25 protein-coding genes are annotated in these 23,824 nt (G+C 65.0%); 14 read left to right on the plus strand and 11 right to left on the minus strand.

Going from position 1 to position 23,824, the window contains the following annotated elements; all coding sequences use genetic code 11:
• Positions 1–22: 22 nt before the first annotated feature.
• Both argS and GRX03_RS03110 read left to right on the plus strand, forming a co-directional pair.
• Positions 23–1,789: an arginine--tRNA ligase gene (gene argS, locus GRX03_RS03105; protein ID WP_159762713.1), complete on the plus strand. Its 1,767-nt coding sequence runs from the start codon at positions 23–25 to the stop codon at positions 1,787–1,789.
• 259 nt (positions 1,790–2,048) lie between these two features.
• A complete protein-coding gene (locus tag GRX03_RS03110) occupies positions 2,049–2,543 on the plus strand; it encodes a hypothetical protein (RefSeq protein ID WP_201289163.1) in 495 nt (164 codons plus the stop codon).
• Between the two features lie 251 nt (positions 2,544–2,794).
• On the opposite strand, the gene GRX03_RS03115 is transcribed toward GRX03_RS03110, so the two are convergent.
• Entirely contained in the window at positions 2,795–3,601 is an 807-nt protein-coding gene (locus GRX03_RS03115) for a MinD/ParA family ATP-binding protein (RefSeq protein WP_159762714.1), read from the minus strand.
• Between the two features lie 142 nt (positions 3,602–3,743).
• Here GRX03_RS03115 and prf1 point away from each other — a divergent pair, with 142 nt between their 5' ends.
• Together prf1 and GRX03_RS03125 are read left to right on the plus strand one after the other, a co-directional pair.
• Entirely contained in the window at positions 3,744–4,991 is a 1,248-nt protein-coding gene (gene prf1 / locus GRX03_RS03120) for a peptide chain release factor aRF-1 (RefSeq protein ID WP_159762715.1), read from the plus strand.
• A gap of 67 nt (positions 4,992–5,058) precedes the next feature.
• The gene (locus GRX03_RS03125) at positions 5,059–5,730 is read left to right on the plus strand and encodes an SdpI family protein (protein ID WP_159762716.1); all 672 of its coding nucleotides are present in this window, start codon (positions 5,059–5,061) and stop codon (positions 5,728–5,730) included.
• Here GRX03_RS03125 and GRX03_RS03130 read toward each other — a convergent pair whose 3' ends face one another.
• The gene (locus tag GRX03_RS03130; RefSeq protein WP_159762717.1) at positions 5,731–6,120 is read right to left on the minus strand and encodes a DUF6276 family protein; all 390 of its coding nucleotides are present in this window, start codon (positions 6,118–6,120) and stop codon (positions 5,731–5,733) included.
• 104 nt (positions 6,121–6,224) lie between these two features.
• Between GRX03_RS03130 and GRX03_RS03135 the strand changes: the two genes are divergently transcribed.
• Positions 6,225–7,145 (plus strand): hypothetical protein, encoded by a 921-nt coding sequence (locus GRX03_RS03135; RefSeq protein WP_159762718.1) that lies wholly within the window; start codon positions 6,225–6,227, stop codon positions 7,143–7,145.
• Between the two features lie 13 nt (positions 7,146–7,158).
• Here the strand turns inward: GRX03_RS03135 and deoC are convergent, their stop codons facing one another.
• Complete coding sequence (gene deoC, locus GRX03_RS03140; RefSeq protein ID WP_159762719.1) at positions 7,159–7,791, minus strand: deoxyribose-phosphate aldolase; 633 nt, start codon at positions 7,789–7,791, stop codon at positions 7,159–7,161.
• Positions 7,792–7,873: 82 nt separating this feature from the next.
• Here deoC and GRX03_RS03145 point away from each other — a divergent pair, with 82 nt between their 5' ends.
• Entirely contained in the window at positions 7,874–8,728 is an 855-nt protein-coding gene (locus GRX03_RS03145; RefSeq protein WP_159762720.1) for a DUF63 family protein, read from the plus strand.
• 20 nt (positions 8,729–8,748) lie between these two features.
• Here GRX03_RS03145 and GRX03_RS03150 read toward each other — a convergent pair whose 3' ends face one another.
• Positions 8,749–9,963 carry a PQQ-dependent sugar dehydrogenase gene (locus GRX03_RS03150; RefSeq protein WP_201289164.1) on the minus strand — a complete coding sequence of 405 codons (1,215 nt, stop codon included), beginning with the start codon at positions 9,961–9,963 and terminating at the stop codon, positions 8,749–8,751.
• A gap of 76 nt (positions 9,964–10,039) precedes the next feature.
• On the opposite strand from GRX03_RS03150, the gene GRX03_RS03155 reads away from it, so the two are divergent.
• Positions 10,040–10,774 (plus strand): hypothetical protein, encoded by a 735-nt coding sequence (locus GRX03_RS03155; protein ID WP_159762722.1) that lies wholly within the window; start codon positions 10,040–10,042, stop codon positions 10,772–10,774.
• Here the strand turns inward: GRX03_RS03155 and GRX03_RS03160 are convergent.
• The 3 genes from GRX03_RS03160 to GRX03_RS17010 are packed head-to-tail and all read right to left on the minus strand — an operon-like array spanning position 10,771 to position 14,008.
• Positions 10,771–11,883 (minus strand): OBG GTPase family GTP-binding protein, encoded by a 1,113-nt coding sequence (locus GRX03_RS03160; protein ID WP_159762723.1) that lies wholly within the window; start codon positions 11,881–11,883, stop codon positions 10,771–10,773. The two genes, GRX03_RS03155 and GRX03_RS03160, sit on opposite strands and share 4 nt — an antisense overlap.
• A gap of 50 nt (positions 11,884–11,933) precedes the next feature.
• Positions 11,934–12,542: a peptide-methionine (S)-S-oxide reductase MsrA gene (locus GRX03_RS03165; protein ID WP_159762724.1), complete on the minus strand. Its 609-nt coding sequence runs from the start codon at positions 12,540–12,542 to the stop codon at positions 11,934–11,936.
• A complete protein-coding gene (locus GRX03_RS17010; protein WP_159762725.1) occupies positions 12,539–14,008 on the minus strand; it encodes an ATP-binding protein in 1,470 nt (489 codons plus the stop codon). Before GRX03_RS17010 ends, GRX03_RS03165 begins: the two co-directional genes overlap by 4 nt.
• A gap of 209 nt (positions 14,009–14,217) precedes the next feature.
• Here GRX03_RS17010 and GRX03_RS03175 point away from each other — a divergent pair, with 209 nt between their 5' ends.
• Positions 14,218–15,210, plus strand: a complete 993-nt coding sequence (locus GRX03_RS03175; RefSeq protein ID WP_159762726.1) for a ComEC/Rec2 family competence protein — start codon at positions 14,218–14,220, stop codon at positions 15,208–15,210.
• Positions 15,211–15,348: 138 nt separating this feature from the next.
• On the opposite strand, the gene GRX03_RS03180 is transcribed toward GRX03_RS03175, so the two are convergent.
• Entirely contained in the window at positions 15,349–15,609 is a 261-nt protein-coding gene (locus GRX03_RS03180) for a hypothetical protein (RefSeq protein ID WP_159762727.1), read from the minus strand.
• 138 nt (positions 15,610–15,747) lie between these two features.
• Here GRX03_RS03180 and GRX03_RS03185 point away from each other — a divergent pair, with 138 nt between their 5' ends.
• The 5 genes from GRX03_RS03185 (at position 15,748) to GRX03_RS03205 (ending at position 20,013) form a co-directional block, all read left to right on the plus strand.
• Positions 15,748–16,686, plus strand: coding sequence for a winged helix-turn-helix domain-containing protein (locus tag GRX03_RS03185; RefSeq protein ID WP_159762728.1), 939 nt, complete (start codon positions 15,748–15,750; stop codon positions 16,684–16,686).
• Positions 16,687–16,766: 80 nt separating this feature from the next.
• Positions 16,767–17,552 (plus strand): 23S rRNA (uridine(2552)-2'-O)-methyltransferase, encoded by a 786-nt coding sequence (locus GRX03_RS03190; protein ID WP_159762729.1) that lies wholly within the window; start codon positions 16,767–16,769, stop codon positions 17,550–17,552.
• Positions 17,553–17,682: 130 nt separating this feature from the next.
• Positions 17,683–18,606 carry a DMT family transporter gene (locus GRX03_RS03195; protein ID WP_368277920.1) on the plus strand — a complete coding sequence of 308 codons (924 nt, stop codon included), beginning with the start codon at positions 17,683–17,685 and terminating at the stop codon, positions 18,604–18,606.
• 123 nt (positions 18,607–18,729) lie between these two features.
• Positions 18,730–19,422 carry a metal-dependent transcriptional regulator gene (locus GRX03_RS03200; protein ID WP_159762730.1) on the plus strand — a complete coding sequence of 231 codons (693 nt, stop codon included), beginning with the start codon at positions 18,730–18,732 and terminating at the stop codon, positions 19,420–19,422.
• 3 nt (positions 19,423–19,425) lie between these two features.
• Positions 19,426–20,013 carry an AsnC family transcriptional regulator gene (locus tag GRX03_RS03205; protein WP_159762731.1) on the plus strand — a complete coding sequence of 196 codons (588 nt, stop codon included), beginning with the start codon at positions 19,426–19,428 and terminating at the stop codon, positions 20,011–20,013.
• On the opposite strand, the gene GRX03_RS03210 is transcribed toward GRX03_RS03205, so the two are convergent.
• Positions 20,010–21,116 (minus strand): AI-2E family transporter, encoded by a 1,107-nt coding sequence (locus GRX03_RS03210; RefSeq protein ID WP_233739773.1) that lies wholly within the window; start codon positions 21,114–21,116, stop codon positions 20,010–20,012. The genes GRX03_RS03205 and GRX03_RS03210 overlap by 4 nt on opposite strands.
• A 176-nt stretch (positions 21,117–21,292) precedes the next feature.
• Between GRX03_RS03210 and GRX03_RS03215 the strand changes: the two genes are divergently transcribed.
• Entirely contained in the window at positions 21,293–21,487 is a 195-nt protein-coding gene (locus tag GRX03_RS03215; protein ID WP_159762732.1) for a 30S ribosomal protein S17e, read from the plus strand.
• A gap of 109 nt (positions 21,488–21,596) precedes the next feature.
• Here the strand turns inward: GRX03_RS03215 and purD are convergent, their stop codons facing one another.
• Both purD and GRX03_RS03225 read right to left on the minus strand, forming a co-directional pair.
• Positions 21,597–22,916: a phosphoribosylamine--glycine ligase gene (purD, locus tag GRX03_RS03220; RefSeq protein WP_159762733.1), complete on the minus strand. Its 1,320-nt coding sequence runs from the start codon at positions 22,914–22,916 to the stop codon at positions 21,597–21,599.
• An 84-nt stretch (positions 22,917–23,000) separates the two neighbouring features.
• Positions 23,001–23,726 (minus strand): nucleoside phosphorylase, encoded by a 726-nt coding sequence (locus tag GRX03_RS03225; protein WP_159762734.1) that lies wholly within the window; start codon positions 23,724–23,726, stop codon positions 23,001–23,003.
• Positions 23,727–23,824 lie beyond the last annotated feature (98 nt).

Consider the following 23,824-nt stretch of genomic DNA (forward strand, 5'->3'; position numbering starts at 1 on the left):
CGCGCGGCGGAGTAGCGGAGGTATGTTCCTTGCGATGCGTGCAGAGGTCGAGGAGGCGCTCACTGCGGCCCTCGACCGACTCGGATACCCCACCGACGATCTCGGTATCGAGGAGCCGCCGGAGGATCTCGACGCCGTTCTCGCTTCGAGCGTCGCCTTCCGGCTGGCGAGCGAGGCCGCCACTCCACCCCCGGCGGTCGCCGACGAACTGGCCGACGCGATCGACGCAGGCCCACAGGAGTACATCGGCCGGGTCGAAACCCGCGGCCCCTATCTCAACTTCTGGCCCAGCGAGCGGTACTTCGCGGAGACGCTCGCGGAGGCACAGAGCGGGGAGTTCGGTACGCTCCCGGACCGCGAGACGAGCGTCGTCGTCGAGCACACGAGTGCGAACCCGACGGGGCCGGTCCACGTCGGCCGCGCCCGCAACCCGATCATCGGTGACGCGCTCGCCCGGGTGCTCGAGTACGCCGGCTACGACGTGGAACGCCACTACTACGTCAACGACGCCGGCCGACAGATCGCCGTCTTCACGTGGGCGTACGACTTCTTCGACGAGGCAGATCTGCCCGAGCCCGAACGCGAGTCTCCGGAGTACGAGATGGTGCGGTACTACCGCGCGGCCAACACCTACCTCGAAGAGGAAGCCGACGAGGAGTCGGTCGAGGCCGCCGAAGCCGAGATCCAGTCGATCATGCAGGGGCTGGAGGAAGGCGACGAGTCGGCATACGACCGCGTCGGCGAGGTGGTCGATACTGTCCTCGGCGGGATGCGGGACACGCTCGAACGCCTCCCCGCCGAGTTCGACGAGTTCGTCAAGGAGACGCGGTTCATGCGCGACGGCTCGACCGACGAGATCATCGACCGCCTGAAGAACACGGAGTACGCCGTCTACGAGGACGACGCCTGGCAACTCGATCTGCCGGAGATCGACAAGAACCTCGTCTTCGTCCGGGAAGACGGTACCTCGCTCTACACGACGCGGGACCTGGCCCACCACGAGTGGAAGTTCGACAACTTCGACGAGGCCGTGACGGTGCTCGGCGAGGACCACGAACTGCAGGCCCGACAGCTCCGCTCTGCGCTGGAGATTCTCGGTAACGACACCGACCGCCTGGGGACTGTCCACTACTCGTGGGTCACGCTGCCCGAGGGCGGGATGAGCACCCGCGAGGGAACCGGGATCGATCTGGACGACCTGCTGGACGAGGCCATCGACCGCGCCCGCCAGGAGGTCGAGGACCGCCTCGAAGACCGCATCCGCGACGACGACCTCTCCGAGGAGGACATCGACCGTATCGCACACCAGGTCGGCATCGGCGCGGTCCGCTACGACATCGTCTCGAAACAGCCGACGAAAGGCATCACCTTCGAGTGGGAGCGGGCCCTCGATTTCGAGGCCCAGAGCGCCCCCTACGTCCAGTACGTCCACGCTCGTGCGTCGGGAATCATCGCCGAGGCTCATGACGAAAACGCGGTCGATCCCGACGGACTCGACATCGACGTCGACGCGAGCGACCTCGACACCGACGCCGAACGGACGCTCCTCCGAGAGATCGCCCGTTTCCCCGCGGTGATCGAGGAGGCGGCGGAGGATCTCCAACCACACGTCGTCGCCACCTACACGCGGGATCTGGCCGAAGCGTTCAACACCTTCTACCGGGAGTGTCCGGTGCTCGATGCCGACGACGAAACGCGAGACGCTCGCCTCGCGCTGGTCGTCGCCGCCCGTCACGCCGTCGGGAACGCGTTGGACGCCGTCGGCGTACAGGCACCCGATTCCATGTAACCCATCTTTTTCCCGCTCGGGTCGCCGAAGGCGACCGCTCGCGGCAAAAACATGGGTGAAAAAGGCTCGACCTCGACCTGCGGTCTCGGTCGAGGGAACCGCGCTCGCTGCGCTCGCGCGGAGAGGAAAGATAAGGCGAGTCAGTCACTAACAAAGACCACGGACGATAGGTACCTCACTGCACCCGTTCATTGAGTGTCGAGGCGAAGACGGCTGGGAGTATATTGAGTCAGATATCACGCATCCCGGTGGCTATGCAATGATGGCCTGCCTCTTCGGCTGGCGGAACTACTGCAATTACGAACCAATCGCTGGGGAACGGGGGCTACCGAAGGATATTAGCGACGAACTCAGCCAGCTACTGGGAGATCCGCCCACCTGCAGTTGGATCGGACTCTGGGAGATCGAGCGAATCGACTGGGGTGAAACGGCAAACGAAATAGACTCCCGAACGAGTTTTTACGATTCCGACGGTAACTACGTGAAGAAAGCCGCCGGATTTTCGCTACCCGTGAGCAACGAAGACGAGGGTTATATGAACCGTGTCCGCGGTGGCGACGAAGTGACGGTGACATTAACTGATGACTACTTTGGATTCGAAGCCGGTGATGAGGTAACGTTAGTGAGAGAACTGCGGGACCGCGAATATGCGAGGTCTGATGGATGGAGACGGATTTTCAACGAGATGAGAGAATTGGCTGACGAGTACGGTGGAGAGGGGAATGTTCGGTTGGTTGCAGTGGCTATGGGGTAACCAGTTGTCACTGGCTGTCTGTCTGTTGAATGCACGATCCAACTCTTGCGTCGCGGCTGGTGACAAGCGGTGTACCGACGGTTATTTCACCAAGTCGGGCAGGACCAATGAGGTCAGAAACTCGCTCTAGTCGGCATTCGCCGAGCGAAGCGAGGCGATTCTCCGGACGCGCCGACGGCGCGTCCGGCCTTTTTCACCCATGTTTTTGCGTCGAGCGGTGCGCTTTGCGCACCCGAGACGGAAAAAGATGGTTAGCCGAAGATCCCGCCGAAGACGCCGCCGTCCTCCTCCTCTTCGTCCTCGTCCTCGTCGTCGAGAAACCACTGGCTGTCGAAGACGCGTTCGAGGTCCGCCGCGGTCGCGCCCTCGAAAAAGACCTGTTCGAGCGAGCCCGCGAGTTGGCGGTAGGCGTCTGCCGGATCGCTGTCGGGGGCGTTTTCAAGAAGGGGTTCCTCCTTCGTGGCGTCGATGTCGTCGGGGATCACGCCGAGCAGCGGCACGTCGAACTCGTCTGCGATCTCCTGGACGTAGGTGTCGCGGTTGACCCGGGTGATGATCGCGCCGATCACTTCGCCGTCGACGCGTTCGGTGAGGTCCGCGGTCTTGATGGTGTCGTTGACCGCGACGTCGTCCGGCGTCGTCACCAGCAACACCCCGTCGGCGAGGCCGAGCGGGACGGTCGTCTCGTGGCTCAGCCCCGCACCCGTATCGACCAGCACCACGTCGAAGGTGTTTTTCAGCGTGTTGATCACTTTCCGGAGTTTCGCCGGGTCGGCCTCAGCGAAGGCTTCGAGGCTCTGCTCGCCCGGCACGACAGTCATCCCCATCTGCGCGTCGGTCAGCGCCGCGCTGACGGTCTCTTCGCTCGCGAGCACCTCGTGGATACTCGTCTCGTACTCGAGGCCGAGCATGTTGCCGAGGTTCGCCATCCCCAGATCAGCGTCGACGACGACGGTGTCGTAGCCGTTCTCCTCGAGTGCTGCCGCGATGTTGATCGCTGTGGTGGTCTTCCCGACGCCTCCCTTCCCACCGGCGACCGTGCAGACGTACCCCGCCATTCTTGATATGTAGCATCTGTACTCGCCACGATATAAAGCCATTCGTCTCTCCTGAGAGGTTCGACGGGCGGCGCGAGCGTCCGGTCCGGAGCCGACGTGGCAGGTCAACAGGTACTTACAGCAGACCGGCCAAATACAGCCAATGAGCGAGTCCGAGCACGAGCAGACGGACAAACAAAAATACGAGTTCCAGAAGGTAATCGAGGAACTCAAGGATTATCGCGGCTCCGGGACGCAACTCGTCACGATTTACGTTCCGGAGGAACGGCAGATCAGCGACGTCGTCGCCCACGTTACCCAGGAACACTCCGAGGCGAGCAACATCAAGTCCAAGGAGACCCGAACGAACGTCCAGGACGCTCTCAAAAGCATCAAAGACCGGCTGAAATACTACGGCAACACCCCGCCGGAAAACGGGATGGTGCTGTTCTCCGGGGCCGTCGACTCCGGCGGCGGACAGACCGAGATGATCACCCGCGTACTGGAGAGTCCGCCCCAGCCAATCGAATCCTTCCGGTATCACTGCGACGCGGAGTTTCTGACCGAACCGTTAGAGGAGATGATGGGCGACAAGGGCCTGTTCGGACTGATCGTCCTGGACCGCCGCGAGGCGAACGTCGGCTGGCTCCGCGGTAAACGCGTCGAACCGGTCAAATCCGCCACCTCACTCGTCCCGGGCAAGCAGCGCAAAGGTGGTCAGTCCGCCCAGCGATTCGCCCGCCTCCGTCTCGAAGCCATCGACAACTTCTATCAGGAAGTCGCCGGCATGGCGAACGACCTGTTCGTCGACCAGCGCCACGAGATGGACGGCGTCCTCGTCGGCGGTCCCTCACCGACCAAAGACGAGTTCCTCGACGGCGACTATCTCCACCACGAACTCCAGGATATGGTCCTCGGGAAGTTCGACGTGGCCTACACCGACGAGTCGGGGCTGTACGACCTCGTCGACGCCGCAGACGAGGTGCTCGCAGAACACGAGGTCCTGGAGGACAAGCAGACGATGGAGGAGTTCTTCGAGCAACTCCACGACGGCAACAAGGCGACCTACGGGTTCGGGCCGACCCGTGAGAACCTGATGATGGGTGCCGTCGAGACGCTGCTGATCAGCGAGGACCTCCGGAAGGATGTCGTCGCATACGAGTGTCCCAACGGTCACGACGAGTACGAGTTCATCGACCGGACCGAGGAGACGCCGACCCACGAGTGTTCCCGCTGTGGCGAGACCGTCGAGGAGGGCGAACGCGAGGACGCCATCGACCACCTGATGGAGTTGGCCGACCAGCGCGGCAGCGAGACGATGTTCATCTCGACGGACTTCGAGAAGGGCGAACAGCTACTGACCGCCTTCGGCGGCGTCGCGGGACTGCTGCGGTACTCGACGGGCGTCTGATCGGCGCGACTTCTCTCGTAGAAACGCGGGACGTATTTTCAAGCCGGATGCTCGTGTAGTCTCTCCTATGAGGCTAACAACCCGCTCCAGGTTCGGGCTGGCAGCCGGATTCCTCGCCCTCGGCGCACTCGCAGGCCTGGCCGCCGCGCCGGAGCTCCCCGCGGAGATGGTCACACACTGGGACGGAGCCGGCAATCCGAACGGTACGATGTCGAAACCCGCGGCGCTGGCGTTCGTCCCCGCACTCGGTTCGGGCCTGCTGGCGCTGTTCGCCGTCCTTCCGCGAATCGACCCGCTCGGCGAGAATATCGAGTCGTTCCGTCGGCACTACGACTGGTTCGTCGTCGTGCTCTCGGCGTATCTGTCCGCTCTCCACGCCGGTATCGTCGCCTTCAATCTCGGCTACGAGTTCGATTTCGTCCTGCTCGTCCTCGCCGGAATCGCCGCGCTGTACTATTACATCGGCATTTTGCTCGGCCGCGCCGAGCGCAACTGGTTCGTCGGCATCCGGACGCCGTGGACGCTGAGCAGCGACGAGGTCTGGGAACGGACACACGACCTCGGCGGGACGCTGTTCAAACTCACCGCCCTCGCCACCCTCGCGGGGTTGGCTCTCGGTGACGTGGCGATCTACGTCATGATCGGAGCGACGGTGCTCACGAGCGCGACGACGCTCGTCTACTCGTATTACTGTTACCGACGGCTCGACGCCAACGGGGACGTCGCCGCCGGGACGTAGCTACAGCAACTGCTCGAGTTGTCGTCGCCGCCCCGACAGGTCGAGATCGGTGTCGATGTCTGGATCGCGTGCCAGCCGATCCAGCGCGAGCAGCGGATCGGTTCCCGCCCGCTCGACCGCATCGAGGAGTTCTGTAATCTCCGTTCGGTACAGCGCCAGGTTCTCCAGCAGACCGAGCAACAGCGCCAGCGGAACGGCCGCCTCGGGGCTGGAGGGGAAGGCGTCGCTCACGCGCCCGAAATCGGGCTCGCCCGTCGCCGTCGTCGCCGGCTGAATCGCCAGACAGCGCGTACACAGCGCCACGACCGATTCCTCGCCGGGCAGATAGGCGTCGTACTCCGTGGGGACCGCAAACTGAACAGTGCCCGCCGAACACTCCTGACACTCCATACCGCAGGTTCGGCGGGCGTGTACAAAGTCCCGGTGGTCCCCCGGCTCAAACACGTATTTGACTCTCCGGCGGCTGTTTATATACAGGCGAAGAATTCCGAAATATGCGACAACTCACACGACGACGGGCGATCCTCGGTGCCGTCGGCACCGGGGCCGTCGCGCTCGCGGGCTGTGTCAGCGGCGACGGCGACGGTCCCGAGAACAACTCGACCGACCAGAACGGCGATCGAGCCTCCCCCGCGGCGGATCTGGAGGCGTCGATCACGCGTGTCGACAGCAACTGCGCCGGCATGGGTCCCGGCGAGACGACGGTCTTTCTGGACGGCCAGACGTACGTCGTGCAGGGAACGATTCCCTCTCCGGACCCGTGCCACGAGCCAGTGCTCGATGCGCACAGTTTCGAGGCGGGGACGCTCTCGCTGACGGTCGATGTCGAACCGACAGACGACGGTCCCTGCGCGGACTGTGCTGGGGAGGTCGTCTACGAGGCGACTGCTTCCGGCGTCGATCCGGAGCAGGTCGAGACCGTCTCCGTCACGCACTCGGGCGGCAAGACACACGATACCTCGGCGGCGGAGATTCCCGAGGGCCCGCCCGAACTGATCGAGGCGAAGATCACCGAGACGGACGCCCGGACGCGCGGGGGCGAGGAGGACGGTTCCGCCGAGATCAGCGAGTTCGACGACAGCGGCGAGACGGGTACCCTCACGATCACCGGTACGATTCCGACGGAGCATCCCCACCACGAGGCGGTGCTCAAGACGGCCAGCGTTCAGGCTGGAACGCTCAACGTGGCCGTCGGCGTCAAATCGACCCTCGGTGACGACCGGATGGGAACCATGCCGCTCGGTGTCGTCGAGTACACCGCCGTCGCCGAGATCGCCAGCCCTGACGGCATCGACAGCGTCCAGATCAGCCACCCGAACGCGAGCTACGGTGTCGGCTGGGCGAGCGACAGCGGTTCAGCGAGTTCGGGACGTGGCGGCGGAGCGAGCGACGGCGGATCGGACGACTCTCAGTAGCGTCGCCGACTGCTCAGCGCTGATCGAGATACTCTCTGACGATCACGTCCCCGCTCGACGCGCCGATGCGCTCGGCTCCGGCGTCGAACAACTCCGAGGCGAACGCCCACGATCCGACGCCGCCGCTGGCTTTGACCGGTGCGAACTCGGCCAGCAGTTCCACGTCAGCGACCGTCGCCCCACCGTCCGCGAACCCGGTTGCGGTCTTGAGAAAATCGACATCGGCCGCTGCGGCCTCCCTGGCCAGTGTTTCGAGCGTTTCCTCGTCGAACAGCGACGTTTCGAGGATGACCTTCACCGGAATCGGAACCGCGGCGACGATTTCGGCGACCTCGTCGTGAAATCTCTCTGTGTCCCCGCTGGCGTGGCCGAGGTTCGGAACGATGTCGATCTCACCCGCCCCGGCCTGCCAGGCCTCTGTCGCCTCGGTACACTTCGTCGAGACCGTGTGCTGGCCGTGTGGAAAGCCGATCACGGTTGCGACCTCGGTCTCGGGGGCGTACTCCGTCGCCTCCTCGACGTAACACGGCGGCACGCAGGCGCGCATTCCGTACTCCTCGGCCGTATCGAGAACGTTTCGGACGTCCTCCCACGTCGTTTCCGGGCCGAGTACGGTGTGTTCGATCCGCGATGGGATATCGTCCATACGCCAGTTCGACGGGCTCAGCGGTTAAAAATACCGCACGTTACCGGAACTGTTTTGAGTGCAGGGGTATCACTGCTCCGACATGGCAGCGCCATTCAGCGAGTTCGTCGTCCCCGGACCGATCCAGTCGGCGGCGCTGGTGATCGGTGCGGGTACGATCGTCGTGCTGTTGTACGCGCTTCGGCCACCGCTCACGCAGCGAACCGTCCTCTCGTTTATCCCCTGGATGATCAGCGGGAGTATCCTGCACGTCTTCTGGCAACTGGGCTACATGCTCCAGCGCCAACTGTATCCCGAACCGGTCGCACCGCTGTTCTCCGCGCCCGCGGTCTACCTGACCACCTTCATCGCCCTCGGTGCGGTCTGGGTGGTCTCGGCGACTATCGTCCCCAGTTACGACCGAAGCGACAGGATCGCGACCTACATCTTCACTATCGGAGTCGGCGTGTTGCTCCCGCTTCTCGGCCTCGTCCTCTGGCAGGGGCTGGACGAACGGCTCGCACCGATGGACCCGATCTGGCCGGTGCTCGGGTTGGTCCTCTCTCTCGTCTTGACCGTCCTCATCTACATCGCAATCGGCGCGTGGCGAACCTACGTCATCGCACAGACGAAGTACGTCGGCGCGTTCGTGCTGTTCGCACACGTCTTCGACGGCGTGACGACGGCAATCGGTGTCGACGTGCTCGGGGCGGGCGAGCGTTCGGCCGTTCCGGCCGCTATTCTCGAGTTCGCGGCGGGACTGCCGGTCGCCGATACGCTCGGAACCGGGTGGCTGTTCGTGCTGGTGAAGATCACGCTGGCGTCGGCCATCGTCGTCACATTCGCGGACTACGTCGAGGACGAGCCCTCACAGGCGAATCTCCTGCTCACGATCATCGCCATCGTCGGGATGGGGCCGGCGGTCAACAACTTCTTCCTGTTTCTGCTCTCGCCGTAACCGGCGGGTTCGAGCCTGTCTCACGCCGGGTGTACCCGAACGAGCGGCGCGTCCTGGCTGTCGACGACCACGTACAGATGACCGGTGTCCGGCGCGACGGCCACGTCGCGAATCCGCCAGCCGTTGCCATCGAGCATCGGTTCGCGCTCTCTGAGTGTCGGGCTGTCAGCGGCGGGATTCTCGATAGTGAGGTGGCCGAGATACTGCCCGGCGAGGTTGCCGACGAACAGGTCACCCTGCCATTCGGGGAAGGCATCGCCGTCGTAGATGGCCATTCCGGCCGGCGGAAACCGGGCCACGCCGCAGGCCCAGGTGTACGCCGGCGGTGTCGTCCCGTCGCCCGGCTGGGGGTCGGGTGCGACGGGCTCTTCGGTGCCGTATTTACAGCCCGCGTCGACGATCGGCCAGCCGTAGTTGTTGCCCCCCCGGAGGCGGTTGATCTCGTCGCCGGCGTTCTCGCCGTGTTCGCTCAGCCACAGCTCCCCGGTTTCAGGGTGGCGATCCAGTCCCTGCGGGTTGCGGTGGCCGTAGGTGAAAATCGAGTCCACCGCGTCGTCTCGTTCGACGAAGGGGTTGTCCGCGGGGACGGAGCCGTCCGGTTCGAGCCGCAACGTCGCCCCGAGTTCGTTCGTCAGATCCTGTGCGACGTGGTCCGGGCCGAAGTTTTTGAACTGCCGGTCGCCGACGGTCACGTAGACCTTCCCGTCGGAGCCGAACGTGACTCGGGACCCGTAGTGTGCCTGCGAGTCGACGTACGGCCTGGCCACGTGGATCTGCTCGAACTCCCCGAACGACGGCCCGTCGAGGTCGAGTCGGCCCCTGCCCAGGTGGGTGGCAGTGTCGCCCTCGTCGTTCGTGTCAGCGTAGGTCAGATAGACCCACGGCTCCGCCGGGAACTCGGGGTGGACGGCCACGTCGAGCAGTCCGCCCTGGCCGGCCGCCAGCACGTCCGGGGTGCCTCCCAGTTCCGTCGTCGTTCCTGCTCCGCGGTCGACGAGTAACAGTCGCCCGGGGAGTTCGGTGACCAGCAGCTGCTCGGTATCGGGGACGAACGCGAGCCCCCAGGGGGCGTCGAGCCCGGAAACGACCGCGGAGACCTCGAACGCCCCGTCGGGGTCGACCTCGTCGACTGGTGCCGGCCCGTCGTCGCCGCTACAGCCGGCCACCGCGAGCGCGCCCGCGGCCGCGACCGTCTGCAACAGCGAGCGTCGGTCGAGCGTCGGCGTCGGTGTCACGCCTCCCGATAGGGACTGGCGGCGCAAGACCGTTGCGGGGCTGTCTTTATTCCGTTCGGACCGATAGGTCCAGGCGATGCCCTCAGTTCGGCGCCTCGGCGGGCTGGTCGTGGTCGCGTTCTTCGTCGCGATGACGGCGCTGCGCCCCGTGTTCCGCAACCCCGCTATCGCCAACACGAGCCTCGGCGAACTGTTCCAGTGGCCGCAGGTTCTTCTGTATCTCCCGCTGCTCGCGCTGGGGGCGGTTCTGTTCGTGCTCGCCGCGCTGTCGGTTCTCCGCGGCGACGGGCTTCCCACCGGCTCCCGCGAGACGTTCGATCCGGATTCCGCGGGCGACCCCGCCGATCAGCCGGACGACGAACAGGGGTTCTGGGCGGCCGAACGCGAGAAAGAGAGCGTCTGGGAGGAGACGACCACAGAGTCGGCGGCCCGACAGGAAGGGCCGTCCGAGCGGTATCGGGACCACCCGGCGGTCCCGAACGACCGATCCGGAGCGGACGAGCAACCCCTTCGGGGGATCGAAGCGGAGGAACCCGACGCGCGACTGAGCGAGCACCTCGACCACCTCAAAACCGAACTGGCCGACGACGATACCGTGCGCGAGGCCCTCGATACGCTCGAAACCGTCGTCGAGGAGACCGAGGCCGGCCACGAGATCCCGCCGCGGTGCCCCCGGGAGGGCTGTGGTGCCGTCTGGTCGGGACGGACGGTACTCGGCTTCGGGACAGACCGCTACGAGGTGCTCGACGACGGCGAGGAGATCGTCTGTCTCGACTGCGAGTCCGTCTACAGGCCGCAGTCGGAGGACTAGTTCGTCGTCAGAATCCGGAGTACGTCCTCGTCGGCGAGTTCGTGATCCAGGCCGACCTGCTGTTCGTCGTGTTTGGCGCTGGGACCGCTGACGCGGGCGAAGCGGAACCGGTTCTCGAACTCCCCGCCCAGTTTCTCACAGGCGTCCTCGACGGTCGCGCCCTCGAACAGGATGAGCGGCTCCTCGTAGTCGACGCCGCGGCCCGGCTTGTCCATGTAGATTCGGATCAACCCGAGCTCTGACCAGAGCCGTTCGCGCAGCGCGTCGAGGCCTTTCTCCTTCTCGGCGCTGATGAAGACGGCGTCGTCGGGGTCGATATCGCGCTCGCGGAGTTCTTCGTTGACCGTCTCGGCGTAGGAGGGCTCGATCAGATCGACCTTGTTGACGGTCACCAGCGAGGGGAGATAGACGCGGTTGTCACGGATGCCGTCGATCAGCCGATCCAGATCGACCTGCTCGCCGATGGTCACGTCGGCGTTGGTGTAGCCGTGCTCGCGGAGGATGTCCGAAATCGTGCGCTCGTCGAGGTCGAGATCCACGCTCGCGTTGATCGAGATGCCGTCTTTGGCCTTCTTGCGGACGGTCACGCGGGGTGGCTCCTCATCGAGCCGAATCCCGTTTTTGTACAGTTCCTCGCTGAGGCGGTCGTACTGCTGGATCTCGAACGCCGAGAGCACGAAGACGACCAGATCCGCGGTCCGAACGACAGAGAGCACCTCTTGCCCGTCGCCGCGGCCGCTGGCGGCCCCCTCGATCAGCCCCGGCACGTCGAGCATCTGGATATTAGCCCCGCGGTACTGCAACATCCCGGGGTTGACATCGAGCGTGGTGAACTCGTAGGAGCCGGTTTCGCTGTCGGCGTTAGTCAGGGCGTTGAGGAGGGTCGATTTGCCGACGCTGGGAAACCCGACCAGCGCGACGGTCGCGTCGCCGTGTTTCTCGACCGCGTAGCCGGGGCCGCCGCCGGAGGAGGACTGCTGGCGCTCGAGCTTTTCCTTTTTCTCCGCGAGTTTGGCCTTCAGTCGCCCGATGTGTGCCTCGGTCGACTTGTTGTACGGCGTCTCGCGGATCTCCTGCTCGATCTCCTCGATCTCCTCTTCGAGCCCCATTATCCCTGTGTCTGCCGTCGATACGCAAAAGCGCTTTCGTCCGCACCGACCTACCGGTTGCGGGCGTTCAGAAACGGCACCGAGACCTCCTTGCCCGTCACGTGGGCGTTGAGTTTCGCCGCCGCCGGGGACTCCCGAATCCCCGTCTCGTCGTAGACCGTCTCGAACTGTTCGAGCAGCGCCGCGTGGCTCCGGAGGGTGTACTTCTGGTGGTACCCCTCCGCGGGGTAGAACTGATCGAGCGGTTCAATCCGCGTCTCGACGCGCTCGCGAGGGTGGTCGCTCCCCTCGATGTGCTCGATCACGGCCCCGCGCTGGTCGTCGCCCTCGGTGAGCACGAGGTTCTGGTACTGGCGTTTCGCGGTCTGACGGCGCGGATCGTGTTCCCGGAAGGCGACTTCGAGCAGGTCCCGATAGCTCGTCTGCTCGGGGTCGAACTCGATCTGCACGACCTCGGTGTGGTCGCCGAGGGCGCGGTAGGTCGGGTCGGCTCTGCTCCCGCCCGCGTATCCGACCCGGGTTCGGACGACGCCGTCGCGCGCACCGAAGGTCGCGTCGGGACCCCAGAAACAGCCCAGTCCGAACGTCGCCGTCTCCGTCTCGTTCGGGTCGGGCGCCGAGCGGTCGTACTCCCGGAGGACAGTCGGTGTCACCGTCATTGTACCACCAGCAGATGTTGTCCCGACCCGACGCCCGTCCGCAGAACGTATTCGAGAGCTGTCCCGTCCCGTTCGATCCGGCCGTTGCCGTCGGAGAGTTGCCGGCGGCCGAGCGGGCCGGTCGCCGACCCGACGACGGCGGTGATCGGCCGACCGGCGAACTCCTCGACCGGACAGTCCAACAGCGTCTCGGCGCGGTCGTTCGCTTCGAGGATCTGTCCGTCCGCCGCGAGCATGACCAAGCCGACCGGCGCGGCGTCGAAGATGGTCTCGTAGCGGTCCCCCGCCCGCGGGACCTGCGGTTCGTCGGGGTCGTCGTCGCTCGACTCCCCCTGCGGGAGCGTCAGCGTCACCCGCGTTCCGCCGTCCGTCTCGATATCCAGGTCGCCGCGGTGGCTCATCGCGACCCAGTAGACCGACCACAGTCCCAGACCGCTGCCGTGGACGAGTTGCGTCTCAGTCCCGGTCTGGAGCACGTCGCGCTCGGCGTCCGGAAGCCCCGGACCGTCGTCGGCTATCGTTATCACGGCGGATTCACCTCGCTCCCGCAGTGTGATCTCCGCGGTCGGGCTCTCACCGGCGTACTCCCCGACGTTCTCGACGAGTTCCCAGAGTGCGGTCTCGACGCTCGGATACGCCGGGACGACGAGTCGATCCGGCGCGTCGACCGTAACCGAGAGGTCGGGGTAGTTCTCCCCGGCCTGCTCGACGATATCACCGACGACGGCGACCAGATCCGTCGGCCGGCGGTCGTACTCGGTGTTGATGCTCTTGCCCAGTTGGCGGGCCGTTTCGCTCATCCCGATCAGTTCGTCGGCGGACTCGACGATCCGCTCACACTCGGTGCAGTCGTCGTGTTGCTCGGCGTGCAGCCGGGCGTTCGCCCGGATCACCGTCAGTTCGTTTCGGATGTTGTGCCGCAGGACTCTGTCGAGGACGTTGACCAGGCTGGTCTGTCGGGCGAGTTGTTCGCGCTGGTGTTCGTGTTCGAGTTCGTGTTCGAGCAGTCGACTGACCAGTTCGGCAAACATCGTCTCGGCGTCCGAGAACGGATCGTTCCGGGCGTCGGCCGCGACGAAACAGACCGTCCCGTACGCCTCGTCGTTGACCGTCAGCGTCGTCCCGTGATAGCAGTCGAACTTGTCGGCCTCGACGCCGGTTTGCTGGTTTGGAATATCGTGCAGCGCCAGCGGTGACCCCCGCTCTAGGGTGTGCCGGCAGTAGGTGCCGCTGAGATTCGCCTTCATGCCGGCGGGGGCGAGCCCGTCGGCGTCGTCCGTGCTGACGACTGTCTCCCAGTGATCTGTCTCGGCGTCGATCCGCGTGAGAAACCCGCTGTCGACATCGAGATAGGACTTCCCCAGTTCCAGGGCGTCTTTCGCCTTGTCCTCGAACGGCGCGTCGCGCTTCATGATCTCGTAGAGGCGGTGGCGCGCTTCGTCCGCGCTCCGGATGGCCTGACTCACCGTCGATCACCTCCGGTAGTAGCAGAGTACCGCTCCGACGTAGCAGGGTTTCTCTTACCGACCCGCACTCGCGGGTGAACCCGAGGTACGTAATCCATCGGTCCCAGTTGGACGGCCCCGCCATTGGCTCTTTTGATCGGTGTGAGTCCGCCGACAGCTCTGGGTGGGACGGCCGTAACGGTCATACTCGCTCGAAATCACGTCACCGTATGCGCCGCCGCATTCTCGTCGTCTCGCTGGCAGGAGCGCTCGTTATCGCGGGCTGTGCCGCGCCGGCGACGACCGCACCCGACCCGCCACCCGGCGACCTCGAAATCCACCATATCGACGTCGGCCAGGGCGACGCGACCCTGCTAATCGGGCCAGAGGGCGAGACGATGCTGATCGACACCGGTCGGTACGGCGACAACGGTACCACCGTCCTCGACTATCTCGACGAGCAGAACGTCGACCCGATCGATCATCTCGTCACGACACACCCTCACGCCGATCACATCGGGGGTCACGAGGCGGTCATCGGGACGTACGAATCCCGCCGGGAGGGCATCGGTGTCGCATACGGTCCCGGTACGACACACACGACAAACACCTACAAAGAGTATCGCACCGCAATCGAGCGCCACGACGTGCAACACCGTACAGTCCGCGACGGCGATTCGATCCCGTTCGGTTCGGGCGTCACCGTCACGGTGTTGCACCCTCCCGACGAAGGGGTCTCCGCGAGCCTGAACGACGCCAGCCTCACGCTTCTGATCGAGTTCGGCGAGACGGAGTATCTGACGACCGGAGACGGGGAGGAAGCCGCAGAATCCCGGCTCGTCCGGAGCCACGGCGACACGCTGGAGGCCGATGTCTACCAGGCCGGTCACCACGGCTCCTACACCTCGTCGAGCGAGGCGCTCGTCGACCAGATCGACCCCGAGGTTGCGGTCGTTTCGAGCGCCGGAGCCAGCCCGCACGGTCACCCCCACGACAGCACGCTCAGGCGGTTCGATGAGTACGGGATCGAAACCTACTGGACGGGCGCACACGGCGATACCGTCATCACGACCGACGGTCGCGAGGCGAGCGTGACCGTCGAGCGCGACGGACCGACCGATCCGGTCGAACTGCTCGCGCGGAAACCCATCGGCGGCAGCGCGAAACAGATCGGTCCGACGGTCGGAGGTGCCGCCCCCAATCCGGACTCCGTCGTTCCGTGACGGTCACTCCGTCAGTTCGCCGCTCCGAACACGTCTGGTGGATTCCGGCAGACATCGGCGGATGTCCAGTCGTCGGCTCCAAAAACACGGTCGTCCGCTCGAAAGCGACCACGAGACTCGCCGTCTACTGCTGTCCAGCTATCGGGACTGCGGGCGGCGGTCTGTGCCCGAATCGACTCGTGGGGTCTGGCGTCGCTCAGCTACGAGTGCCCGGCCGACGAAATAGGCCTTCCTGAGTACGACCGCAGATACGCCGCCGAGGACGTACACGGCGACCAGCCGAGAGGCGAGAACTGACAGCGTGATCAGCAGAAAGATCCCGACGAACGCGATCGACCCCCCGACCGTCCGTCTCGTGGTGTGTGAATGCTTCGTGAGTTCCGGCGTTGGCTGTCTCATTGTATCTGTACAGAGGAGTCGGACCCACTAAAGGGTAATCTGAATGATATTTCTGTAAGATTTCTTTCCGAAGCGATCTTCTGTATCTGTATTGAGAGATTCGGAGCTTTAGGTGCCCCCAGGCGCATAGGTAGGTGTATGTCAGACGACGCTGACGGAGACGAGATTCTGACGCCCGACGAGGCGTTCGCTCGACTCGGCAACGAGACGCGGGTCGAGATACTCCGGTGTCTCGGGGAGGCGGGGCGACCGCTGCAGTTCTCGGAACTGCACGCCAGGACGGACGTACAGGATTCGGGACAGTTCAACTACCACCTCAGGAAACTCGTCGGACAGTTCGTGCACAAGACCGAGGAGGGGTACATGCTCAGTCGGATGGGCCGGCGGGTCGTCGAGGCGGTGCTGTCGGGCGCGGTGACCGACACGCCGTCGCTCGAACGAACTCAGGTGGACGAGCCCTGCGAGTACTGCGGCGCGCCGATCGAGGTGACGTGGACCGAAGGGAGCGTGCGGATGTTCTGCACGGAGTGTCCGGGTCAGTTCGGCCGCGCCTTCGACGGGGGGACGGGGACCGACGCCGAGGTGGGCTATCTGGGTCGGCTTCCGCTCCCGGCGGCGGGCGTCCAGGATCGAACCCCGGCCGAACTTCTCCACGCGGCCCGAATCGCCGGCACTCTCGAAGTCTACGCCCTCTCGGCGGGGGTCTGTCCGCGCTGCTCCGGCACCGTCGAGCGGGATATCTCGGTCTGTAAGGATCACGATGTCGACGGTGGCCTCTGTGAGAACTGTCAGAGCCGTCACGCCGTCGGGGTCAGTTTCCAGTGCACGAACTGTATCTACAAGGCCGGCGGCGGCCCCGGACTCGGCGTGATCACCGACACGGCGCTGCTGGCCTTCCTGATCGATCACGGCTACAACCCGATCGCCGGCGAGTCGATGACCGAGGTCAACCGGGTCCACCAGAAATACGACGAGGAGATCATCTCACTCGATCCGCTCCGGGTCGAACTCACGTTCCACCTCGACGACGACTCGCTTTCGCTCACACTCGACGAGCAGTTGCGCGTACTCGAGTGACCGCGCACCGTGAGGAAGCACTGTCCGGTGGCGGTGGACGCTTCGCTACGCTTACCAGTCTCGGCCGTCTGTTCGTAGCTATGAGCGACAAGGACATGTACTACAACAAGGCCAAACAGCAGGGCTATCGCGCCCGCTCGGCCTACAAACTCCAGCAACTCGACGAGACGGCCGGCCTGCTCGGTGACGGTGACACCGTCGTCGACCTCGGGGCCGCACCCGGCGGCTGGATGCAGGTCGCCGCCGAGCGCGTCGGCCCGACCGGAACCGTCGTCGGTGTCGACCGCCAGAATATCTCCGATCTCGACGACCCGGAGGCGACCGTCGAGTACGTCCGCGGGGACATCACCGAAGACTGGACGCGCGAGGAGATCCGCTCCGTCGTCGGCGCGGACGACGACCGACCGGTCGATGTCGTCGTCTCCGACATGGCGCCGAACATGAGCGGGGAGTACGATCTGGACCACGCGCGGTCGGTCCACCTCGCCCGGCAGGCGTTCGACGTGGCTACCGAACTGCTCGGTCCCGGCGGCGACCTCGCCGTGAAGGTCTTCGACGGCCGCGATCTGGCCGACCTCGAAGCCGACATCGACGAGGAGTTCGAGTACGTCCGCCAGATCCGCCCCGACGCGTCCCGGGACTCCTCCTCCGAGCTGTATCTCGTCGCGAAGAACTTCCTCACCGCCCCGGTTCGGCCGGGTGACACGCTGGAGGTCGAGATCACCGATACCGGCGAGGAAGGCGACGGAATCGCCCGCGTCGACGGCTTTACGCTGTTCGTCCCCGACGCCGAGGAAGGGCAGTCCTACCGTGTTACGGTCGACGACGTGAAACCGCGCTTCGGCTTCGCCGAAATTGTCGAGTGACGCGGGCCCCGCGGACGCCGAGCGTTCTGTTCTCCGTATCTCGCCGCCCGAATGGGGAGGGGGTCCTCCGTCCTGAGACGAGACGGAATCGCCTCATTGATTGGCGGCGACGAGAATGTCCAGTTAGCACGTGAAATACAGAAACGCAGTCCTGTTCGTCGTTCTCGCGGCGGCCTGGGGGAGCGCCTTCACCGCGATTCGCGCGGGCCTCGAGTTCTTCCCGCCGGTGTTGTTCGCCGCGCTCCGCTACGACCTGGCCGGTGTGATTATGCTCGGATACGCCGTCTACGCGACCGACCGCTGGCGGCCCCGAGACCGCTCGGAATGGCTCGTCGTCGCGGTCGGTGGGGTCTTCCTGATCGCCGCCTACCACGCCTTCCTGTTCGTCGGTGAGCAGGGGACGACCAGCGCGGCGGCGGCGGTCGTGGTCAGCCTCTCGCCGGTGTTGACGACCGGGTTCGCTCGTGCGCTGTTGCCCGACGAGCGACTCACGACGCTCGGTCTGCTCGGCCTGGCAATCGGCTTCGTCGGCGTCGTCGTCCTGACCGATCCGGATCCCGACAACCTGGCGACGACTCGGACGGTCTCGCTCGGACTGGTCTTTCTCGCCACGCTCTCGTTTGCCTTCGGCAGCGTGCTGACCCGGCGGATCGAGGACGACCTCCCCATCGAGACCATGGAGGCGTGGTCGATGTGTCTCGGCGCGCTGTTGATGCACGGACTCAGCCTCAGGCTGGGTGAGCGACTCGCCAGCGCGGAGTGGACCGCCGAGGGGATGATCGCGCTCGGCTATCTGAGTCTCGTCGCCAGCGCCGCGGGCTTTCTGATCTACTTCGACCTGCTGGATCGGCTGGGCCCCATCGAGATCAATCTCGTCTCGTACGCGGCCCCCTTTGCGGCGGCGGTCACCGGCGTCGTCTTTCTCGCGGAGACGCCCACCGCGGCCACCGCGGCGGGATTCGCGCTGATCTGCTGTGGCTTCGCATTGATCAAACGCGAGGCGATACAGGAGGAACTGCAATCCGTTCGGGGCCGCGGCGTCTCCGGCGACTGACCGGGCAGTTCTGGTCCCGATTTTCCGCTTTCGGCCCTGCTGGGCCTTCGTTTCCCGCTCTGAGCGGGGTGGCTCTCCCGGACAGTCGGCATACTTATACGCGGTTCCCTGCTAGATCCGGATATGTTGAGCGCGAAGATGGAGGACTATCTGAAGGCGATCTACGAGATCAAACAGCGGGAGGGGGAGCCGGTCTCGACATCCAGCATCGCCGACCTGCTCGACGTGACGCCGCCGACGGCGACCAGCATGATGGAGAAACTCGAACAGCGCGAACTGGTCGAACGCGAGAAGTACAAGGGCGTCGAACTCACCCGAGAGGGCGAAACTGTCGCGCTGGAAGTCCTCCGTCACCACCGCCTGCTCGAAACCTACCTGGCCGAACAGTTGGGCTACGACTGGGCGACCGTCCACGAGGAGGCAGACACGCTCGAACACCACATCAGCGAGGAGTTCGAGGAACGGGTCGCGGACGTGCTGGACGACCCGGAGGTCGACCCCCACGGCGATCCGATCCCGAACGACGCGCTCGAACCGGTCGCAGAGGACGACGACCGCCGACTCAGCAACCACGGGGAAGGCGAACGCCTCGTCGTCACCCGCGTCCGTGACCGTGACCCGGAAGAACTCGATTACCTCCAGGAGGCGGGGCTCACCCCCGGCACCGTCGTGCTGATCGAGGAAGTCGCTCCCATCGGGCTGATGAAGCTCCGACTCGACGACGACGGCACTGTCTCGCTGCCGGACTCGATCACCGAGGCGATCCGAGTGCGGCCGCCGGGTGAGACCGTCGAACCGGCCTCGGCCACGGAGTAATCCATGCGAGATATCGACGAGACCGACGAGGAGATACTCACGCTCCTGCTCGAAGACAGCCGCAGACCCTACAGCGAAATCGCGGATGCCGTCGGGCTGTCCGCCCCGGCGGTCTCGGACCGCGTCGACCGCCTCCGCGAGGTCGGTCTGATCGAGAAGTTCACGGTCGAACTCGACCGCAGTCTGCTCCGTAGCGGCCACTCGTTACTTCTAACCCTCGAAGGCACTCCGGGGAGCGGCCCGTCTCTCGCCGAGACGCTCGAAGCCGACGACCGGACCGAGCACGTCTTCAGGACCGTCGACGACACCGTCGTCTGCACGCTCGTCGGCGACGAGAGCGACGTCGAGGCGCTGGTCGATGCCCTCGACGAGGAGCGGATCCGCGAGTACGACATCCAACTGCTCGGCGGGAGTTCGTGGCAGCCGACCGTCCGGGACTCGACGCTCGCGCCGGAGTGTGTCGAGTGTGGCAACACCGTCACCAGCGAGGGCGAGCGCGAACGGATCGACGGCGAGTTGTATCACTTCTGCTGTTCGTCGTGTGCGGCGAGTTTCCGGGAGCGCTACGAGGAGTTACAGGACGGCGTCTAGTCGTTCGGGCTCTCCGAGGCGGGTTCTGAGGGTGGCTCGGAGCGACCGGCCTCCGGCATCTCGGGTTCGTCGTCGACGCTGGTCTGCGGGGTCGAACCCTCGACGGTCTCGGTTTTCTTCTCTTTGAGCGTCTCCAGCGTCGCGACCAGTACGCCGATGACGATCGGGCCGACGAACAGGCCGACGAAGCCGAGCGTGTAGATCCCGCCGAAGACGCTGACGAGAATGATACCCGGGTTGAGCCGTGCGGACTTGTCGATGACGAGCGGGCGGGCGTAGTAATCGATCAGGCTAACGACAGTCAGGCCGTAGACGAACAGAAACACTGCCGGAATCGTCTCGCCCAGAACGAACAGATACACCGCCGCGGGCGCCCAGACGAGAAAGGCCCCGATCAGCGGGAGGAAGGCGAGAATCGCCATCACGACGGTCCAGAAGAGCGGATTGGAGATACCGGCCAGCCAGAGACCGACGCCGGCGACGATCGACTGGACCAGCGCCGCGAAGGAGTGGCCCATCACCGCCCCCCACATCGTCTTGTTCACCTTCTCGAACAGGCGTTCGGTGTCGGCGTCGGGGAGCGGGCTGAGTTCTCTCAGCCAGGCGACGAACTCCTCGCCGTCCCGGAGCAGATAAAAGACCAGAAAGAGGACCATCGCGATCCCGAACGTGAACTCCAGTGTCGTCGAGAGGACGCCGGTGATCCCGCCGAAAAACACGTCGACGAGCCGTTCGGACAGCCCCGAAATCGAGGAGACCAGATCGACGTTCTGGCCGGTCAGTTCCTGGATTCGCCGTTCCAGTCTGGGTAGCTCGATGAACGAGTCCCCGCTGGCCGCCTGCCGGAGGTCATCGGTGAAGGCGTAGGCGACGTAGGCAATCGGAACGATGATCGCGACGAGCGCCGCGGCGATGAGCGTGATTGCCGACGCGAACGACCCGATGACGGGTTCGAGTCGCCGATGTGCGGGGTACAGGACGTACGCGAGGACAATCGACAACAGCACGTACTGGAGCACCGGTCGCACGATGACGAGCGCGAGCGCTGCGATAACTGCGAGCAACACGAACAACGCCCGCTCGTTGTCTCGCATCGCCTCCATACGCTAGCCAACTCGTGAGTGTCCGGCGTCCGTTCGTCGGTCTGGACAGCACGTCATAACTCTATTTTTCTCTTCGAAGTCGAGCCCAATATAACGGTCGGACTGTTGCAGACCGAGCAATGCTCCCGAGAGAAGTCGAATGATATTAAAGGGAGACCACGTTAGCAACGACAACGATGGCGATCAAACCTGCATACGTCAAAAAGACGGGTCGGACGCTGATGGAGCAGTATCCCGACGCGTTCGGACCGGACTTCGAGCACAACAAAGAGGTCGTGATGGAACTCACGAACATCGAATCCAAGGGGGTCCGAAACCGGATCGCGGGCTACGTGACCCGCAAGATGGCTGCGCCGCAGGAAGCGAACTGAGTCTTTTGATCTGCGGTCGCTGACTGTGACCGACGAGTCGCTTCTGTTTTCTGGATGCTCGGTATTCTGTCTCAGCACCGCGTACCGCTCAAAATAGCGCGACGGGCGATTACTCCCCGCGGAGGTCGGCCATGTGATCGATCCGCTGCTGAACGAGGTCGGGTTTGCCGATGTCGTGGCGCACTCGGAGGCCGTCCTCGCCCGCCTCCCGGATCGCCGCGTCGGCGATCTCCTCGGCATCGGTGATCGACTCTGCGACGCCGACGACGGCGAACGACCGCGAGGTGGTCGTGTAGATGCCGTCGTCCCGCTCGTCGACGCTGGCGTAGTACAGCAGCGCGTCGCCGTCGCCGTGTTCCGCCGCGATCCGTGCCACGTCGTCGTCGTCGATGGCGACCTTCGTACCGGCTTCGGGGTCGGTCGGGTAGCCGTCGGGGACGGCGTACTTACAGACCGTCGCTCGCGGCGAGAAGGACAACTGCGGCAGCGACTCCTCCTCCCGAGCGGCCACCAGCACGTCGAGGAAGTTCGTGTTCAGCACCGGCAGCGTGTTCATCGCCTCCGGATCCCCGAAGCGGGCGTTGAACTCGACGACCTTGATCCCCTCGGTCGTGAGCATGAACTGGCCGTAGAGCACGCCCTTGTACCCATCCAGCGCGTCGACGGTCGCTCGGAGCACGTCGACGGCCTCGTTGTACTCGGCCTCGGACATGAACGGCAGTTCCAGCGAGGCGTCGCTGTAGGCCCCCATTCCACCGGTGTTTGGCCCCTCGTCGCCCTCGTAGGCACGCTTGTGGTCCTGCACCGCCGGCGTGACCCGCAGTTGGCCGTTGGCGACGAAGGCCTGGATCGTAAACTCCTCGCCGACCAGCCGTTCTTCGAGGACGATCCGGTCGTACTCGGAGTCGCGAATGTACTCCTTGGCTTCTTCGGCTGTCACCTGATCGCCGATGACGCGGACACCCTTCCCGCCGGTCAGCCCCGCCGGCTTCACTGCCAGGTCGCCGTCGTACTCGTCGATGTACTCGCAGGCGGCCTCCGTGTCCTCGAAGGTCTCGAAGTCGGGGCAGCCCGGGATGTCGTGTTTCCGCATGAACCGCCGCTGGAAGGCCTTGTCCGTCTCGATGCGGGCTTCGCTCTCCTGGGGTCCGAACGCGTAGACGCCCGCCTCGTCGAGCGCGTCGGCGACGCCGGCCTGGAGCGGGGCCTCCGGCCCGATCACCGCGAGTGTCGCTCCAACCTCCTCGGCGTAACTCCGAACGGCCGTCGGGTTCGTCGTCTCCAGCGTCTCGAATCCCGCAGCGAGCCGAGCGATTCCTGGGTTTCGGTTCCCCGCGCAGGCGTAGAGTGCGGCGTCGGTGTCGGCGAGCGCACGCGCAATCGCGTGCTCGCGGCCACCGCCCCCGACCAACAGCACTGTCTCGTCCATACACGTAGGCCCGACCGAACCGAGTGTAAAGCTTCCGCTTGCCGTCATCGTTCGGCCGCGAGAACCCTGCTCGGTGGCTGTCCGTTACAGCCGCCGCGTCGCCTCCAGTGAGATCTCGATCGCCCGCTCGACGTTGTTTTTCGCCTTCGCGGGCAGTTCGTCGTCCTCCGTCTCACCTTTCTGTGTCCCCTCGACGAGATTCCCGTCGACGGTACAGATCGCCCCAGCGCGCATCCCCTTCCGGCGGGCGATGGTGAACAGCGCCGCGGCCTCCATCTCGACGGCCAGCAGCCCCGCGTCCTCCCACTCGGAGACGTACTCCTCGGTCTCGGCGTAGAAGGCGTCGTCCGTCGCAATCGGGCCGACGTGGACCGGTGCATCCCGATCCTCGGACACCTCGACCAGCGCGGTGAGTACGTCGTAGTCGGGGACGGCCGGGACTGTCGCGTCCTCGTAGCGTTTCGTCGTCCCCTCGTCTTTGGCCGCGCCCGTGGCGACGATCATATCTCCGATCTCGATTCCGGACTGCAGCGCGCCCGTCGTCCCGACGCGGAGGACCGTCTCGACGCCGACGGCCTCCAGTTCCTCGGCCGCAATCGCCGCCGAGGGCGAGCCGATCCCGGTCGAACAGATCGTCAGCTCTCGGCCCTCGTAGGTCGCGTTGACGAGTTTGTACTCGCGGTTGCTCGCGACGACCGTGTGATCGTCGCAGTGGTTCGCGATCCGGTCGACCCGGCCGGGATCGCCGGGGACCAGCGCGATATCCGTGAGGTCTCCCTCCTCGACGAGCAGGTGTGGCTGTTTTGCCATGCCTGTTCGTTTCGGGCCACGGTACTAAAAGAAACGAAGGCTCTCCGGCGACGACCGTGGCGGGCCACTCCGAGTGAATAGGTCTTTTTCCCTGGCGT

The organism is Halovenus carboxidivorans (assembly GCF_009831575.1).
Taxonomy (GTDB): domain Archaea; phylum Halobacteriota; class Halobacteria; order Halobacteriales; family Haloarculaceae; genus Halovenus; species Halovenus carboxidivorans.